Below are 14,583 nucleotides of genomic sequence, written 5' to 3' on the forward strand. Positions count from 1 at the left end.
GCCGTCTCGCAGCGGGTGAAGCGGAATGGCCGGCTGCGGTGGTCGACCACATTCCGTCAGTTCTCGGAAGCGGGCTCCTGCTGATGATGGGGGAGCGTGGGCGCGGAGATCGAGCCCAGGAGAGCCAGAGCGTCGGCCGAGGGTGATTCCGGCTCGGCCTGGAGGATGATGAGCTGCTGGCCCGGCGAGCTGCGGATGTGGAGCGCTTCGTGACGCAACTCGAGCTCTCCCACCGCGGAGTGGTGCATCCGCTTGACCTCGTAAGGGGGAACTCGGGTGTATTCACGAGCCCACAGCGAACGGAACTCGCCGCTGCGCACCGACAGTTCCCCGACCAGCTCGAGAATGCGCGGATCGTCGGGTGTGTTCCCGGCGGTCTGCTGGAGATCGGCGACGGCACGTGTCCTGGCCCGCTCCGGGCTGCGGTAGAACCCGCGCGCCGCCGGATCGAGGAACAGCATGCGCAGGACGTTGTCGCTCTCGGTGAAGTCCGCGTACAACGCGTCCGCCAGGGGGTTGGTGGCGAGGATGTCCTGCGCGTGCCCGATGATGAAGGCAGGCGTCCTGGTCCAGCTCTCGATGAGTTGCCGCAGGTGGGGCTGGACCCGCTCGACCCGGGCCGGAGGCCTGGTCCGTCGGCTCGACGGCTGGGCGAGCCGGTACAGGCGACGGATGTCGTCGTCGCCGAGCTGCAGCACCCGCGCCACGGCGTCGAGGACGCGCCGGGAGGGGTTCTGCTCGCGGCCCTGCTCGAGGCGCATGTAGTAGCTCGAACTGACACCTGCCAGCGCGGCGACCTCGTCGCGTCGCAAGCCGGGTACCCTCCGACGGCGAGTGCCGGGCAGTCCGGCGTCCGCGGGGCTGAGACGTTCCCGGTGGGCGCGGAGGAACTGACCCAGCCCTTCGACTGTGTCAGGGGGCGTGTCGTTGTCCATGCCTTCGAGGCTAGGGCGAAAGGGCCCGAGAAGGATCGGCGGACGGTGGGTGCGTTACACCCAGGACCAGAGGTCCTGGGCTGCTCCGTACATCCCCGCGGCAGACCGCGTACCTGGAGTGGCTCTCCCGTCCGGCCGGACTCCCGCGAAAATCCCGAAGATCAAGACGGATGCTCACCCTATGTAAGGGTAATGCCACAAGTGGCCATATTACATGCTGGACATCTGGAAAAGGCTGGAAAGCGACTAGTCTGACCGCCATGAGCAATGGGACGCCGTTGGGTGATTTCCTCAGAGCCCGTCGCGAGGCTCTGAAGCCACATGACGTCGGTCTGCCCGAGCACGGACGCCGCCGAGTCCGTGGGCTGCGCCGCGAAGAGGTCGCACTGCTGGCAGGGGTGAGTTCGGACTACTACATCAGGCTGGAGCAGGGGCGGGAGTCCAGCCCCTCCCCGCAGGTCGTCGAGGCCGTGGCGCAGGCGCTGAAGCTGAACGAGGAGGCCACGGACCATCTCAATCGCCTGTGTCTGGCCGCCTCGCAGCGCCCGCGCGGCTGGGGCGGCCAGGAGCAGGTCAGCAGGCAACTGTTGGAGTTGATGGACGGCTGGGAGCACACACCGGCCTTCGTCCTCGGCCCCGCTCTCGACGTGCTGGCCGGCAACTCTCTGGCGACTGCCCTGCACGGAGGGTTCGAGCGCTTCGACAACCTCGCGCGCATGGTCTTCGCCGATCCGGCGGGACGCGACTTCTACCAGGAGTGGCAACGGGCCGCTCACTCCTGCGTCGCCGAGATCCGCGCCGCCTACGGCTACGATCCCGAGTCCGAGCGGATCGCCGAGGTCGTCGAGGAACTCTCCCGCCAGAGCGAGGAGTTCGCCGAGATCTGGCGGATGCACGAGGTGAAGAGCAAGTCCCAGGAGGGCAAGCACCTCCGGCACCCCCAGGTCGGTGACCTGTACATCAAGTTCGCCGCCTTCACCGTCAACGGCGCCCCGCACCAGCAGTTGGTCGTGTACCAGGCCGAGCCCGCCAGTCCGACCGCCGCCGCATTCGAGACCCTGCGGGCCATGGCGGTCGCCCCCCGGCAGGCAGCCGTCGCCGAACCGGTACCCGGCCTCACGGCCAACGAGCGCTGACCGTGCACCGCCGGACGGCCCCACCGACCGTGGCCGGGGCCGGCCGGACATCGCGTCCTGGTCCTGTCGCACCCAGGAAAAGCGCGACCTTCATCCGATGAGCCCGCCCGCGCACACTCGACGCACAGGCACGCGGTCCGCGACTTCGGCCGGACCGCTCGCATCGAGGCATCACGGAGCAGGCATGATCACCGTCAAGGATCTTCAGGCGCATCCGCTGGACCAGGTCCACCGTCTCATCGAGCCCGGTCCCGTCATCCTGATCACGACGAGGCACCGCGGCGTGGCCAATGTGATGACCAACGGCTTCAACATGATGGTCCGCCACGCCCCGCCGTTGATCGGGTGCACCGTCGGGCCGTGGGACCACTCCTACCAAGCCCTGGTGGAGACCGGGGAGTGCGTCGTCTCGGTCCCCACCGCGGAGATCGCGGAGACGGTGGTCGACATCGGCAACTGCTCGGGCGCCGACGTCGACAAGTTCCAGGAGTTCGACCTGACGGCGCTGGCCGGCGAGAACGTGCAGGCCCCGCTGGTGGGGGAGTGCTACGCCAACATCGAGTGCAAGGTGGCCGACGCCAGTCTGGTGGCCGCCTACCACCTGTTCCTCCTGGAACCGGTCCGGGCCTGGACCGACCCCTCCCGGCCGCGGCCGCGGCTGCTCCACCACCGGGGCGACGGCACCTTCTCGCTGGACGGGGAGGTCATCGACCTGAAGGCCCGCATGACCAAGTGGCAGTACCTCCTGTGACGGCGCTCCGTCGCACCCGGCGGCCGACCCCGCGCAGGGCAATTGTTGATGCGTCAACCATTGGTTAGGGTGGGGTGGGCCGCGTGACACCGCGGCGGCCCGCGACGAAGGAGACGGCCATGCCCAGAGCAGTGAGGTTCTCCCGCTACGGCGGACCGGAGGTGCTGCGGATCGCGCACGTTCCCCGACCGGTACCCGGAGCGGGTGAGGTCCTGGTGCGGGTGGCGGTGGCCCCCGTCAACCCGGGGGAGGCCGGCATCCGCCAGGGCGTGTTCGCCGACATCTGGCCGGCCGCGTTCCCCGAGGGGCAGGGCAACGACTTCGCCGGCTGGGTCGCCGAGACCGGCCCGGGCGTCGACGGCTTCGCCATCGGTGACGAGGTCATCGGCTACCTTCCTCGCGCCGCCCAGGCCGACTACGTCGTCTCGCCGGCCGCGCTGCTCACCCCGAAACCGGCCGGCATCAGCTTCGAGGAAGCCGCCCCCCTCTCCGCGGTCGGAGTGACGGCCTGGGCCGCGGTCAACGCGGTCGAGGTACGGGACACGGACACGGTCGTGGTCTCGGCGGCGGCCGGTGGAGTCGGCTCGCTGGCAGCGCAGCTGGCCCGCCTGCGCGGCGCCACCGTCATCGGCACGGCCGGCCCCGACAACGCCGACTTCCTGCGCTCACTCGGTGTCGTCCCCGTCCGGTACGGGCCCGGGCTCACCGACAGGCTGCGCGCCGCCGCGCCCGCCGGCATCGACGCCTTCATCGACACCTTCGGGCAGGGCAACGTCGACGCGGCCATCGAGCTGGGCGTCGCCCCGCACCGCATCAACACCATCGCCGACGGCCGCGCCGTCGCCCGCCACGGCGTACGCCGCGAAGCCCAGGAAGACGCCTTCACCCCGCAGGTCGTCGCCGAACTCGCGGCGCTCGTCGCCAGGGGCCTGCTCGTCGTGCCGATCAGCACGGTCTACCCGCTGGAGCAGGTCGGCGACGCCTACCGGCAGGTGCAGACACGCCACACCCGCGGCAAGATCGTGCTCAGCCTGGTCGCCGAGGAGGACCGCGCCGGTATGGCCCGGCGACTGCGCGCCGAAGCCCCGACCGGCACTCCGCCCCCGCACACCACCTGACGGCGGCCCGGCCGTCCCACCGTGGAGGACCCATGCCCATCCATCGCATCGGACTCGTCGTCCATCAAGGACGCCCCGCGGCCCGGGAGGCGGCGACGGCCGTCCACGCCTGGGCATCCGCCCACACGATCCGATGTACCGAGATCGACGTCTGGGGCGAGGACGGCCACCGCAAGGGCGGACGGGAGGAAGCGGAAGCCGCCGGCAACCCCGACCTGGTCGTCACGCTCGGCGGCGACGGCACCTTCCTGCGCGGCGCCCGCATCGCCGTGAAGAACCAGGCCAGTGTCCTGGGAGTCGACCTCGGCAAGGTCGGCTTCCTCACCGAAGTGCCTGCCGCGGACCTCACCGCCGCACTCGACGCGGTCCACACCGGACAGGCGGTCGTCGAGGAGCGCATGACCTTGACCATGCGCTCCTCGCGCCCCCTGGAGATCCCGGCGGAGATGGAGACGCTGCTGCGCTACGGCCGCGGCCCGGCCCTGCCGGCACCGCAGGTCCGACCGGAGACCACCGAGGGCGACGGCTGGGGAGTGGCCCTGGACGTCACGGCCCTCAACGACGTCGTACTGGAGAAGCTCGTCCGCGACCGGCAGGTCGGTGTCGGCGTCTATGTGGCCGGGCGCCTCCTCGCCTCCTACTCGGCCGACGCCCTGGCCGTGGCCACCCCGACCGGATCGACCGCCTACAGCTTCGCCGCCGGTGGTCCGGTGCTGTCACCCCACATGGACGCCGTCGTCTTCACGCCCATCGCCCCGCACATGACCTTCGACCGCAGCGTCGTGGCAGCCCCTGACGAGCCGGTCGCCCTGCGCGTCCTGCCCCACTCGGGACAGGCCGCCGTCAGCATCGACGGACAGCTCCGGGGCATTCTGGATCCCGGGGACTGGATCGGCGTCTTCCGCGCCCCGCACCGAGTGCGCCTGCTCCGCCTGCACCCCACCGACTTCTACGGCCGGCTGCGGGAACGGTTCCGGCTCACCGACGCGCCCGCCACGGCCTACGACGGACCCCCCGCGCCGTTCTTCCGGCCGGACACCCCGATCCCGCCCGACCTCGCCTCGATGCGGCTGCCTCCCCCCGCCGCGGCACGCTGAGCCGGCCCTCCATTCCGGCAGGAGCGCAAGAGGACCAGAGTGGGTGCGGAACTCCCAGGAAACCCTCGGCCTGGTTGTCTCCCGCGGCACAGGCGACCGTTGAGACATGAACACGAACACACCCCACCCCTTTGTCGGCATGTGGGTCACCGCAGACGGCCACATCCGGCAGGAACTCCTCCCCGACGGCCGCTACGACGAGGCCCGCGGAACCCGTCGGAGTGCCTACACCGGCAGCTACACCGTGACCGGAAACCACATCGACTACGTCGACGACACCGGCTTCACCGCCACCGGGGACGTCCGCGACGGCGTCCTCTACCACGAGCACCTCGTCCTCTACCGCGAGGACGGCTCCCGGCCGGCGACCGGCACGAAGTGATCCGGCAGGGTGCCTGCCGTCCCGCAGGCACCCACCGCACCCGGACCGCCACCGCTCCCACTGCGGGAGCGGCCTGTTCCCTCACGGCAGTGCCGCTGCACGCGACGCCAGCACGACCTCCTTGGCCCAGGCGGCCCCGGCCGAACCCTGCCCGGCCGCGCCCTGCCCGGACGCCGACTGGCCCAAGGTCGCCGTCCCGCACGGAAGGAACCCCGAACATGGAGAGCCTGGAACTGGTGGTCGTCATCGGCACCGCCATACTCCTGATGGGCTGGCTGGCACGGCGCACGCGCCTCAGCGAACCGCTCCTGCTGCTCATCGCCGGCGCGCTCATCGGACTGACACCCCCCTTCGACGCCATCTCCCTGGCGCCGGAAGTCGTCCTGCTGCTGTTCCTGCCGGCACTTCTGTACTGGGAGGCGCTGACCTCGTCGGTGCGCGAGATCCGCTACAACCTGCGCAGCATCGCCCTGCAGGCCACCGGCCTCGTCACCGCCACTGCGGCGACCGTTGCGCTCGCTGCCCACGCCTTCGGCTACAGCTGGCCCATCGCCTTCGTCCTCGGCGCGGTCCTCGCACCCACCGACGCAGCCGCCGTGGCCGCCGTCGCGACCGCGATGCCCCGCCGCATCCTCACCGTGCTGCGCACCGAGAGTCTCCTCAACGACGGCACCGCACTGGTCCTGCTGGCCGTCACCATCGAGGTCGCCACCGACGACCAGTCCTTCTCATGGGGGGCCACCGCCCTGGACTTCACGGCGTCGTACGGCGGCGGCATCCTCATCGGAGCGGCCGTCGCCGGTCTCCTCCTCGCCGTCCGGCGGCATCTGCCCGATGCCCTGCTGCACAGCGTCCTCAGCGTCGCCACGCCCTTTCTGGCCTTCCTGCCCGCCGAGCTGCTGCACGTCTCCGGCGTCCTCGCCGTCGTCACCTGCGGCCTGGTCACCATGCGGGTCGGCCCTCGCGTCATCAGCTCCCAGGCGCGTGTCCAGGCGGTCGCCTTCTGGCAGGTCGCCAGCCATCTGCTCAACAGCGCCCTGTTCGTCCTGGTCGGTCTCCAACTTCCCGCGGCCGTACGGTCCCTGACGTCGATCAGTCTGCTGCAGGCGCTGACGGCCGCGGCTGTGATCAGCGTCGCCGTCTTCGGCACACGTGTGGCGTGGTTCTACACCATGCCGTACCTCATCCGGCTGCTCGACCGTCGCCCCGCCCAGCGATCCCGCCGTATCACCGCGGCTCAGCGCCTGCCGCTTGCCTGGGCCGGCATGCGTGGTGCCATCTCGCTGGCGGCCGCTCTCACCATCCCGGCCGTCACCAGCGACGGCCGCACCGTGCAGGAGCGGGACGCCGTCGTCTTCGTCACGGCCGTCGTCATCGTGATCTCCCTGACGGTGATGGGGCCGACCCTGCCCGCCGTCGTGCGGCGCGCCCGCTACGCCGACGACGAGGATCCGGCCAGGGAACTGGCCCTGGCCCGCGACCACCTCGGCGAACGGGCTCTCGCGGCCCTGCCCGCCCTGGCCGCCAGGCAGGGCATCCCTGCGGACATGACCACGCAGCTCACCCGGCACTTGCACGACCAGCTTGGGCACCTGTCCGACCCCCGGGCCGCAGCGCACCTGCGCGCCCTCGAACGGTCCCTGCTCGACGTCAAACGCGAGGCGCTGACGGAGCTTCGGGACACGGGCCGCATCGACGACACCGTACTGCGCCAGGTCCAGGCCCTCCTCGACGCCGAGGAACTACGCCTGTCCCACAAGGCCGGTGCACTGGAGCGGCCGGTCGACCTGTGACGCCCGGGCGCGGCCGGACATGCAGCAGAACGCGCAACGGGCCGAACGACGGCAGGACCCTCACCGGCGCTCTCCTCCTCGCCTACGGCGCCTGATCCCCCATGGCCTGAACTAGATGTTGACGCATCAACAAAAAAGATTAAGGTTCAACTAGAAGGTTCAACTAGTACGGAGGTGGGAGCTCACCCCCCCCCGCAGACGACTGGAGGACGGTCATGAACAAGCAGTCCCTGCTGCCCCGCACCGCAGTGCTCCTCGCCACGCTGGGCATGATCGCCGCCGGAGGCGCGGCCCGAGCGACAGCCGCACAGCCCGCCATGGCGGCCACCGCCGCCACCGACACGGCCGCCACTGAGGGCGAGTTGTTCCCCGAGCTCAACGGACGCCGGATCAAGGCCCCCGACTCCGCGGACGTCTACCTCGTGCTCGACGGGAAGCGCCATCTCATCCCGAGCTCGGTGACCTACAACGCGCTGTTCACCGGCACGGACGGCATCCGGCTCGTCCTGACCACCGCCAACATCAGTGACGGGGGACCGCTCACCGCCTACGCCTACCTGGCCCGCACCACCGCCGACCCGAGCGTCCACCTCGTCTCCAACGGCTACAAGCGTGAGATCACGCCCGAGGCCATGGACGCCTACGGGTTCGCCTGGGCCAACGTCCGCACCACCCACCCCGAGGTGCTCGCCGTGCTGCCCGACGCCGCACCCCTGACCTGATCTGTCGGCGCCCACGCTCCCGGGCGTCCGTAGAGCACCAGGCAACGCGGCAGGCGCCCGGCGCCTGCCGCGCCGCCCTGTCCGCGGAGCTAGACGAGCAGAGACACGGTGGATTCCACACCTGCCGTGAGGCGTCCGAAGTCCTCGCGGGTGAGGAACGGGCTGAACTGCACGTGACGGCTTCCGGTCTCCATGTCCCGCCAGAACCGCTGCAGAGGGCTGGACTGCGAGAACCCCGCTGTCCCGTGCAGGTCGAGCAGCCGGCTCATGGCCGCCCGCGCGTCCTCGATCGCGGCCACCATGTCCATACGGAGCCCGGAGCGTTCGCGCAGCGCCAGCGGCTCGCCGCGCAGGGCGGCGTCGGCCGCCTCGGCGACCGCCAGAGTGTGCCGGACGGCCCGGTGGAGGAGCCGGTCGGCTTCGCCCAGCCACATCTGCGCCGACGGGGAGTCGGTGGTGTCCCGGTACACCGAGGCCATGATCGGGCGGCCCGAGGCGAGAGCCTCCCGCACCGTGTCCCGAGCCCCGAGAGCCGCCCCGATGACGGGTGCCAGCAGGTTCAGCGTGGAGCCCACCTTCAGAGCCGCCGGGAAGCCGCCACCCGACCCGGCCGCGGCGGCGACCGCCGCCGTGATGACACGGCGGTCGGGAACCAGCACCTCGTGCGCCACCAGGGACTGGCTGCCCGTCCCCTGCAGCCCGGCCACCTGCCAGGTGTCCTTCACCTGCAGGTCCTCGACCGGCACCAGGACGGTCGCGGCCGCCGGGGCACCGCCGGCCGCATCCGCCAGGGGGATGCCCAGCAGGGCCCAGCGAGCGTCCTCGCAACCGGAGGCGGCCGCCCAGGTACCGGAGAAGCGGACACCGGCCGCGACCCGGGCCGCGGTGCCGTCCACACTGGCCACCGAGCAGACGCGGACGTCGGGACCCTCACCGTAGAACTCGTTGCGGGCCGCCTCCGACAGCATCAGCGTCATCGGCTTCACGCCGTCGTAGATGCCGGCGACCCATGCGGTCGACGGACACGCTCGCCCCAGGGCCAGACCGATCTCGACCTGGTACGGATCGAAGCACCGAAACCGCCCCGGTCGCGGGGCGCGGTCAGCCGGAGAAGGCCGGCTCCTTGCAGGGCTCGGAAGTTCTCCGACGTCACTCGCCGATCCGCCTCGGTCCGTCGGGCGTTGGCGCGGAGAACGGCACCGAGTTCTGCCGCCCGAGCGACGAGATCGGTCTCAGAGGGCGCGGTGGCCGAATCGTGCGGGGTGACTGAAGGCCGTGGATCCGACCTGGACGTTCTCCTTGGAACTGCAGTGAAATGCGCGGAGTTAACAGCGGGGTTGCTGAGCGGGGTTGCTTCCTGACTGCCTCAGGACTGCCGCGTCCGACGGCGTACGAGCGGTGGGAGGTGAAGGGGCGCGAACTCACCTTGGGGAGACGGCTCGAAGGATCCGCTGTTGCATCTCCGGGTACAGATCAGATCGGGGTATCGGGAAGGGGCGCGTGGGCCGCGGTGCCGGGCCGCCCAGGTGAGCCGTCACGCCTTCGCACCCCAGCTGGCAGGCCACGCGCGGCCCGCCATCGGCGATCACCACCTACGCGACAGAGGGCTTCAGCGCGACGGCTATCCGGACCGCCTGCACGCGCGTCGGCCCGCCGCCGTACCGCGGCGGGCCGACGCGCCACCGAATCAGCGCAGCAGGTACGCGCGCTCGACGGTCTGTTTCACCGTGTTGCCCTGCGCGTCGACCAGGTGGATCCGCAGGGAGACGGAACCGGCGCCCCGCGGATGGTCGAGGACCAGACGTCCGTCGTCGTGATCCGCAACGGGCTGCCAGGTGGCGGTCCCGTCGTACGACACCTCCACCCGCAGCGCCCGGACACCGGTGGACACCGCCGCGCCCCGCACCGCGTACGGGACCTCGAAGCGGGTGCCCGCGGGCGCGGTGCCGTCCGCCGCGAGCCGCGGGGAGAACCGGACGACGGACAGCGGCAGCCGGGCCTCCTGGCCGTCGGGCACGTGCGCGGAGCGGAAGGTCCACTCCGCGGCCACCCGCGTACTGAGCGGGAACACGGCGACGGGCCGGGACACCTCAGTGCTCAGGCGGTAGGCGCGTTCGCCGGCCGGCAGGCCCGGGGCGTCGGAAGGGCCCAGCGGACGGTCGGAGGAGAAGACCTCCACCCCGTCCGCCGTCAGCGACGTCCGCGCCCTGCCGTAGGCGGACTCACCGGTGTTGCCGTCACCGTCGCCGAACATCGGCAGGGAGCCGTGCAGGGTGTCGCCCCGCCTGACCGCCCCCGCCCGCAGGTGTTCGGGCACATCCTCCGTACCGAGGACCGGCCCGAACACGCCGAAGTTCATCCGCAGCGCGTGGCGCTCACGGGTGAAGGCGGTCGGAGCGGTGAAGAGGGAGGCGTCCCAGGCCGGCTCGGAGCCGTCCGCTGCGGGGGAGTGCTGGTACAGGTCGTACTCCCACCGCACGTCGCTGCCGCGCAGCAGGTACTCCGTCCGCCTCGCCGGCAACGCGGTGCCGGGCGCGTCGAACCCGGTCCAGGTCGCGCCGTCGAGGGTCCACGGCCCGGCGATCAGCGTGCCGGTGCGACCCCGGGCGGGCGCGCCGAGCTCGACGGCGACCTCGGAGAGCTGGGCGCGCCGCACCCGCGCGATGAAGCCGCCGAAGGGCGACGCCGGGCGGTTCCAGGCCAGCCGGTACGTGGCGGAGGGACTGATGAGGTTCTGGGCGAACTGCACGTAGGCCTCGTCGGCCGGGAGCGCCGGCCCGGTCCCGCCGAAGCGGTAGGGCGCCGACCCCGGTGAGATCCGGTAGACGGTGCCGTAGCCGAAGGGCCCGGTCACCCCGTACGACACGTGCCGCTCCGTGCTCACAGCCCGCGTGTCCGGCACGGTGATGTCGACCGGCCCTGCATCGCGCGCGTCCATCACGATCGTCGCATCACCCGTGAGGTCGAAGCGGGGCCGGACCAGGACCGCGGTGCCCTCGGCCCCCGCGAAGACGGTGCCCTGCAAGGCGTAACGGCCGCGTGGCAGACGGATCGTGACCTCGCCGTCAACCTCCTCGACGGCCCGCCAGACGGAACGGGTGCTCTCCTGCGTCCCCTTGACCGTGGTGTAGGCGTCACCGGTGACGCCGCCCGCGCCGTCCAGGTGCCGGATCGTCAGGTCGTACGACTCGACCTCGCGTTCCGTGCCGAACGCGGTACGGGCGACGGGTTCGCCGCCCGAAGTGGCGAGCAGGGAGCCGCTGAACAGGCCGTCGGCGTCACCGGCCCGGGTGTCGGCGGTCAGCGTGGCGGTGGCGGTACCACCGGCGGGGACGACGAGCCGGGCGGGTGAGACCGCGAACATGCCCTCGGCGGCGGGCTTGCCGTCACCGCGGAAGGCCCGAGCGGACAGGTCTAGCGTGATCGGCTGCGCACCCGCGTTGCGATAGGTGACCTCCTTGCCCGTCACCGGGTCGTCGCCGTGCGGCCAGCGCCGCGTGCCGAAGTCGAGGGAGGCCGGGGAGGTGGTCACACGCTGGTCCAGTGCCGCCGCCACATCGATCCGGCCGCCGCCCTGGACATAGGCGGAAACCGCGGACGCGGGCCTGGCCGACGCCGTGAGCGCGGCCTTCAGCTCCCGCCCGCTCCAGTTGGGGTGCCGCTGGGCCAGAACGGCCGCGGCGCCCGCGACATGCGGGGTGGCCATCGAGGTGCCCGACATCGACACGTAGCCCTCGCCGGCCGGGTCGCCCTGCCGCCCTTCGGCCGCACGGGCCGCCACGATGGCCGTACCGGGTGCGGTCACGTCCGGCTTCAGTGCCCCGTCGGCCGTCGGGCCCTGGCTGGAGAAGCGAGCCGGGACGTCGGCGCGGTCCACGGCGCCCACGGTCAGTGCCGCCGGCGCGGTGCCCGGCGAGCCCAGCGTGCGTTCCCCCACCTCGCCGTCGTTGCCCGCCGCGACGACGAACAGCGCCCCGGTACGGGCCGACAGCGTCTGGACGGCCTCCTCCAGGGGGTCGGTGCCCTCGGTGTCCTCGCCGCCGAGACTGAGGTTGACCACCTCGGCGCCCTGGTCGACCGCCCACTGCATGCCGGCGATGATGCCCGAGTCGGAGCCGGAGCCGCTCTCGTCGAGGACCTTGCCGTTCAGCAGCCGCGCGCCGGGGGCGACACCCCGGTGCCTGCCCGCCGACGCGGCGCCGGAGCCGGCCACGGTGGAGGCGACGTGGGTGCCGTGGCCGTTGCGGTCCACCGCGTCCGGGTCGTCGGAGAAGTTCCGCTCGGCCGCGATCCGGTCCGCCAGGTCCGGGTGGGTGGCGTCCACCCCGGTGTCCAGCACGGCGACGGTGACCCCCGTGCCGTCGTACCCGGCCTGCCATGCCGCGGGCGCGCCGATCTGCGGCACGCTGCGGTCGAGTGCGGCCTGCCGCTTACCGTCCAGCCAGATGCGTTCCACGCCGGGCGCTGTGCTGCGCCCGGCGTCCGGCACCTGCCGGGCGCCGTCCGCCGCCGCGTCCGTGAGGGTCTCCCACAGGGCGGGGGCATCGGCCTTGCGCGCGGTGATGGCGGTGCCGTCCACGGCCGGCAGCCGGCGTTCGACCGTGGCCCGGGCACGGGCCGCGTCCTTCGCCGTGAGCGTCCTGCCCTTGTCGTGCGTCACGATCAGCGGCAGGTCGGCACGGCCTCGGTCGTCGTAGCCCATGTCGATCAGGGCCGTGATGTCGAACAGGCGGGCGTCGATCCGCCCGCGGGCGAGCAGGAGTTCGGCATCGGACGGGACGACGCGCACGTGGCCGTCGACGCGTTGCGTCGCGAAGACGACGTCCTCGCGGCCCTCGGCGGGCTCGACCGCCACCCGGCCGCGGGAGTCGACGGTGACCCGGTCACCGGTCAGCAGCGTGATGCTCCGCGGGGCACCGGCGCCGGTGCCGCCGGAGGAGCCGGGGGCGGCCTGCGCCGGGGTGTGCGGCCCGGCGAGCAGTGCCGCGGGCAGGCTCACCGCCAGTGCCGCCAGCAGGGCGGTCGTCGATCTTCTGCGCACGGGGCAACAGCCTCCTTGGTCGGGGGAGTCGGGCCGCAGCCGCGACTGTCGTGAAGACCTGTCCGCCCGTCGGCCTGCGTCCGTGTGATGCGCGTCACCGAAGCGGCCCTCTCGGACAGTCCGCATGAACGCCTGCGCTTCACGGGCCCGGAGGGGCCGCTCACGTCCTGCTGTTTCGGCTAGCCCGAAGGCGGAGGTGGGGGACAGGTACCGTGCTTCCGGGCGGGCGGATGGCGGCGATGCCGGTGCAGAAGTGGGACTGCGCACCGCGGGCGTGCTGACGACGGGGGTGTCATGGGAGTCGCGACGGCGACGGTCCGCGCGGTGAACGAGTTGACCGCGCGGTGGGCGGGTGTGCCGGAGGGCGGCACGGTGTTCTCGGCGGCGGGTGTGTGGCCGCTGCTGGCCCACCTGGCGGACGGGGCCGCGGGCGAGGCGCGGACAGAACTGGCGGAGGCTCTCGGGATCGACGCCGGGCAGGCAGCCGGCGCCGCACGCGAGTTGCTTGCCGCGATGGGCGCCATGCGAGGTCTGGACACGGCGCTGGGGCTGTGGACGAAGCGCACGCTGGAGCTGCGGGAGGAGTGGGAGGCGGGCCTGTCGGCCGACGTCCACGGGGTGCTCACCGGGGACCGCGCGGCCGACCATCGAGCGCTGGAGGCGTGGACGGCGAAGCGTACCGGTGGGCTGATCGACCGTATGCCGGTCACGCTGACCGAGGACACGGAGATGGTGCTGGCGAGTGCGCTGACCATGCGCACACAGTGGCTGAGCCCGTTCACCGAGGTGCCGTTGGAGACGGCGTACGAGCCCTGGGCCGCCGAACCGAGGCTGGGGCTGCAGCGCTCAAGTGCCGTACTGGACCGGATCGGGGTGGCGGACACACCCGGCGGACACGTCACCGAACTGAAGGTGCTGGGGAACAACGCCCTGGACGTGCACCTGCTGCTCGGCGAGGAGAACATGAAGCCGCGGCAGGTGCTGGAAGCCGGGGTTGGCATCCTCGCGGGCCGGTACCCGGTCGTGCCGGGACCGCTGTTGCCCTATGGGAACGTCGGCCCCGGCCTGCGGGTGGAGAAGCTGCGCAGCACCCGGCCCGAGCCGCCGTGGCTGGAGGTGACGACCGTTGCGTACGACATGAACACGCGCCACGATCTGCTGAAGCTGCACCGGTTGTTCGGTCTCACGACGGCTCGGGACCGTTCGCGCGGACACTTCCCCGGCATCAGCGGCTTCCCGCTCGCCATCGGGTCGGCCGAGCAGAACACACGGGCCAAGTTCGGCGCGTCGGGTTTTGAGGCTGCCGCGGTGACGGCGTTCAGCGCGGTCGCCGGGGGCCTACCCGACCTCCGCTACGTCACCACCCGGATCAGTGCCGTCTTCGACCGGCCCTTCGGCTTCCTCGCCCTGCATCGCCACACGCGCTTGGTGCTGACAGCGGGCTGGGTCACGGATTCCCTGCCGTGCCCCGAGTACGACTGGGAGGACGAGGGAGTGCTCTGAGGACCTTTCTGGACGAAGGGCGGATCAACATGCGCGGGAGCCCCTCTCAACAATTACTTGGCTAGCCACATAAACGGTGCTACGTTTATGTGGTCGGCCACAGAA

General features: G+C 71.7%; 11 protein-coding genes. 8 read left to right on the top strand and 3 right to left on the bottom strand.

The window, feature by feature from the left end:
• Positions 1-56 precede the first annotated feature (56 nt).
• Complete coding sequence (locus ACPXCS_RS22840; RefSeq protein WP_425948785.1) at positions 57-935, bottom strand: helix-turn-helix transcriptional regulator; 879 nt, start codon at positions 933-935, stop codon at positions 57-59.
• A gap of 260 nt (positions 936-1,195) precedes the next feature.
• Between ACPXCS_RS22840 and ACPXCS_RS22845 the strand changes: the two genes are divergently transcribed.
• The 7 genes from ACPXCS_RS22845 (at position 1,196) to ACPXCS_RS22875 (ending at position 7,934) form a co-directional block, all read left to right on the top strand.
• A complete protein-coding gene (locus ACPXCS_RS22845) occupies positions 1,196-2,071 on the top strand; it encodes a helix-turn-helix transcriptional regulator (protein ID WP_425948783.1) in 876 nt (291 codons plus the stop codon).
• A gap of 184 nt (positions 2,072-2,255) precedes the next feature.
• Positions 2,256-2,822 carry a flavin reductase family protein gene (locus tag ACPXCS_RS22850; protein WP_425948781.1) on the top strand — a complete coding sequence of 189 codons (567 nt, stop codon included), beginning with the start codon at positions 2,256-2,258 and terminating at the stop codon, positions 2,820-2,822.
• A gap of 119 nt (positions 2,823-2,941) precedes the next feature.
• On the top strand, positions 2,942-3,940 hold the full coding sequence (locus tag ACPXCS_RS22855) for an NADP-dependent oxidoreductase (RefSeq protein WP_425948779.1): 999 nt from the start codon (positions 2,942-2,944) through the stop codon (positions 3,938-3,940).
• 32 nt (positions 3,941-3,972) lie between these two features.
• Positions 3,973-5,037, top strand: a complete 1,065-nt coding sequence (locus ACPXCS_RS22860; RefSeq protein WP_425948778.1) for an NAD(+)/NADH kinase — start codon at positions 3,973-3,975, stop codon at positions 5,035-5,037.
• A 106-nt stretch (positions 5,038-5,143) separates the two neighbouring features.
• Positions 5,144-5,419 carry an Atu4866 domain-containing protein gene (locus ACPXCS_RS22865; protein WP_425948777.1) on the top strand — a complete coding sequence of 92 codons (276 nt, stop codon included), beginning with the start codon at positions 5,144-5,146 and terminating at the stop codon, positions 5,417-5,419.
• Between the two features lie 218 nt (positions 5,420-5,637).
• Positions 5,638-7,212 carry a Na+/H+ antiporter gene (locus ACPXCS_RS22870; protein WP_425948775.1) on the top strand — a complete coding sequence of 525 codons (1,575 nt, stop codon included), beginning with the start codon at positions 5,638-5,640 and terminating at the stop codon, positions 7,210-7,212.
• A 215-nt stretch (positions 7,213-7,427) separates the two neighbouring features.
• Positions 7,428-7,934, top strand: a complete 507-nt coding sequence (locus ACPXCS_RS22875; RefSeq protein WP_425948773.1) for a hypothetical protein — start codon at positions 7,428-7,430, stop codon at positions 7,932-7,934.
• 89 nt (positions 7,935-8,023) lie between these two features.
• On the opposite strand, the gene ACPXCS_RS22880 is transcribed toward ACPXCS_RS22875, so the two are convergent.
• Together ACPXCS_RS22880 and ACPXCS_RS22885 are read right to left on the bottom strand one after the other, a co-directional pair.
• Positions 8,024-8,911 carry a hypothetical protein gene (locus ACPXCS_RS22880; protein ID WP_425948893.1) on the bottom strand — a complete coding sequence of 296 codons (888 nt, stop codon included), beginning with the start codon at positions 8,909-8,911 and terminating at the stop codon, positions 8,024-8,026.
• A 710-nt stretch (positions 8,912-9,621) separates the two neighbouring features.
• Entirely contained in the window at positions 9,622-12,975 is a 3,354-nt protein-coding gene (locus ACPXCS_RS22885) for a S8 family serine peptidase (protein ID WP_425948771.1), read from the bottom strand.
• Positions 12,976-13,269: 294 nt separating this feature from the next.
• On the opposite strand from ACPXCS_RS22885, the gene ACPXCS_RS22890 reads away from it, so the two are divergent.
• Positions 13,270-14,478, top strand: coding sequence for a serpin family protein (locus ACPXCS_RS22890; protein WP_425948769.1), 1,209 nt, complete (start codon positions 13,270-13,272; stop codon positions 14,476-14,478).
• Positions 14,479-14,583 lie beyond the last annotated feature (105 nt).

Origin of the sequence: Streptomyces sp. DT190 (assembly GCF_049846985.1) — a bacterium.
In the GTDB taxonomy this organism is placed as follows: Bacteria; Actinomycetota; Actinomycetes; order Streptomycetales; family Streptomycetaceae; genus Streptomyces.

What these genes read in the sequence shown, in the direction of transcription:
- ACPXCS_RS22840 (WP_425948785.1), bottom strand. Translation starts at nt 935, where the DNA reads ATGGACAACGACACGCCCCCTGACACAGTCGAAGGGCTGGGTCAGTTC.
- ACPXCS_RS22845 (WP_425948783.1), top strand. Translation starts at nt 1,196, where the DNA reads ATGAGCAATGGGACGCCGTTGGGTGATTTCCTCAGAGCCCGTCGCGAG.
- ACPXCS_RS22850 (WP_425948781.1), top strand. Translation starts at nt 2,256, where the DNA reads ATGATCACCGTCAAGGATCTTCAGGCGCATCCGCTGGACCAGGTCCAC.
- ACPXCS_RS22855 (WP_425948779.1), top strand. Translation starts at nt 2,942, where the DNA reads ATGCCCAGAGCAGTGAGGTTCTCCCGCTACGGCGGACCGGAGGTGCTG.
- ACPXCS_RS22860 (WP_425948778.1), top strand. Translation starts at nt 3,973, where the DNA reads ATGCCCATCCATCGCATCGGACTCGTCGTCCATCAAGGACGCCCCGCG.
- ACPXCS_RS22865 (WP_425948777.1), top strand. Translation starts at nt 5,144, where the DNA reads ATGAACACGAACACACCCCACCCCTTTGTCGGCATGTGGGTCACCGCA.
- ACPXCS_RS22870 (WP_425948775.1), top strand. Translation starts at nt 5,638, where the DNA reads ATGGAGAGCCTGGAACTGGTGGTCGTCATCGGCACCGCCATACTCCTG.
- ACPXCS_RS22875 (WP_425948773.1), top strand. Translation starts at nt 7,428, where the DNA reads ATGAACAAGCAGTCCCTGCTGCCCCGCACCGCAGTGCTCCTCGCCACG.
- ACPXCS_RS22880 (WP_425948893.1), bottom strand. Translation starts at nt 8,911, where the DNA reads ATGACGCTGATGCTGTCGGAGGCGGCCCGCAACGAGTTCTACGGTGAG.
- ACPXCS_RS22890 (WP_425948769.1), top strand. Translation starts at nt 13,270, where the DNA reads ATGGGAGTCGCGACGGCGACGGTCCGCGCGGTGAACGAGTTGACCGCG.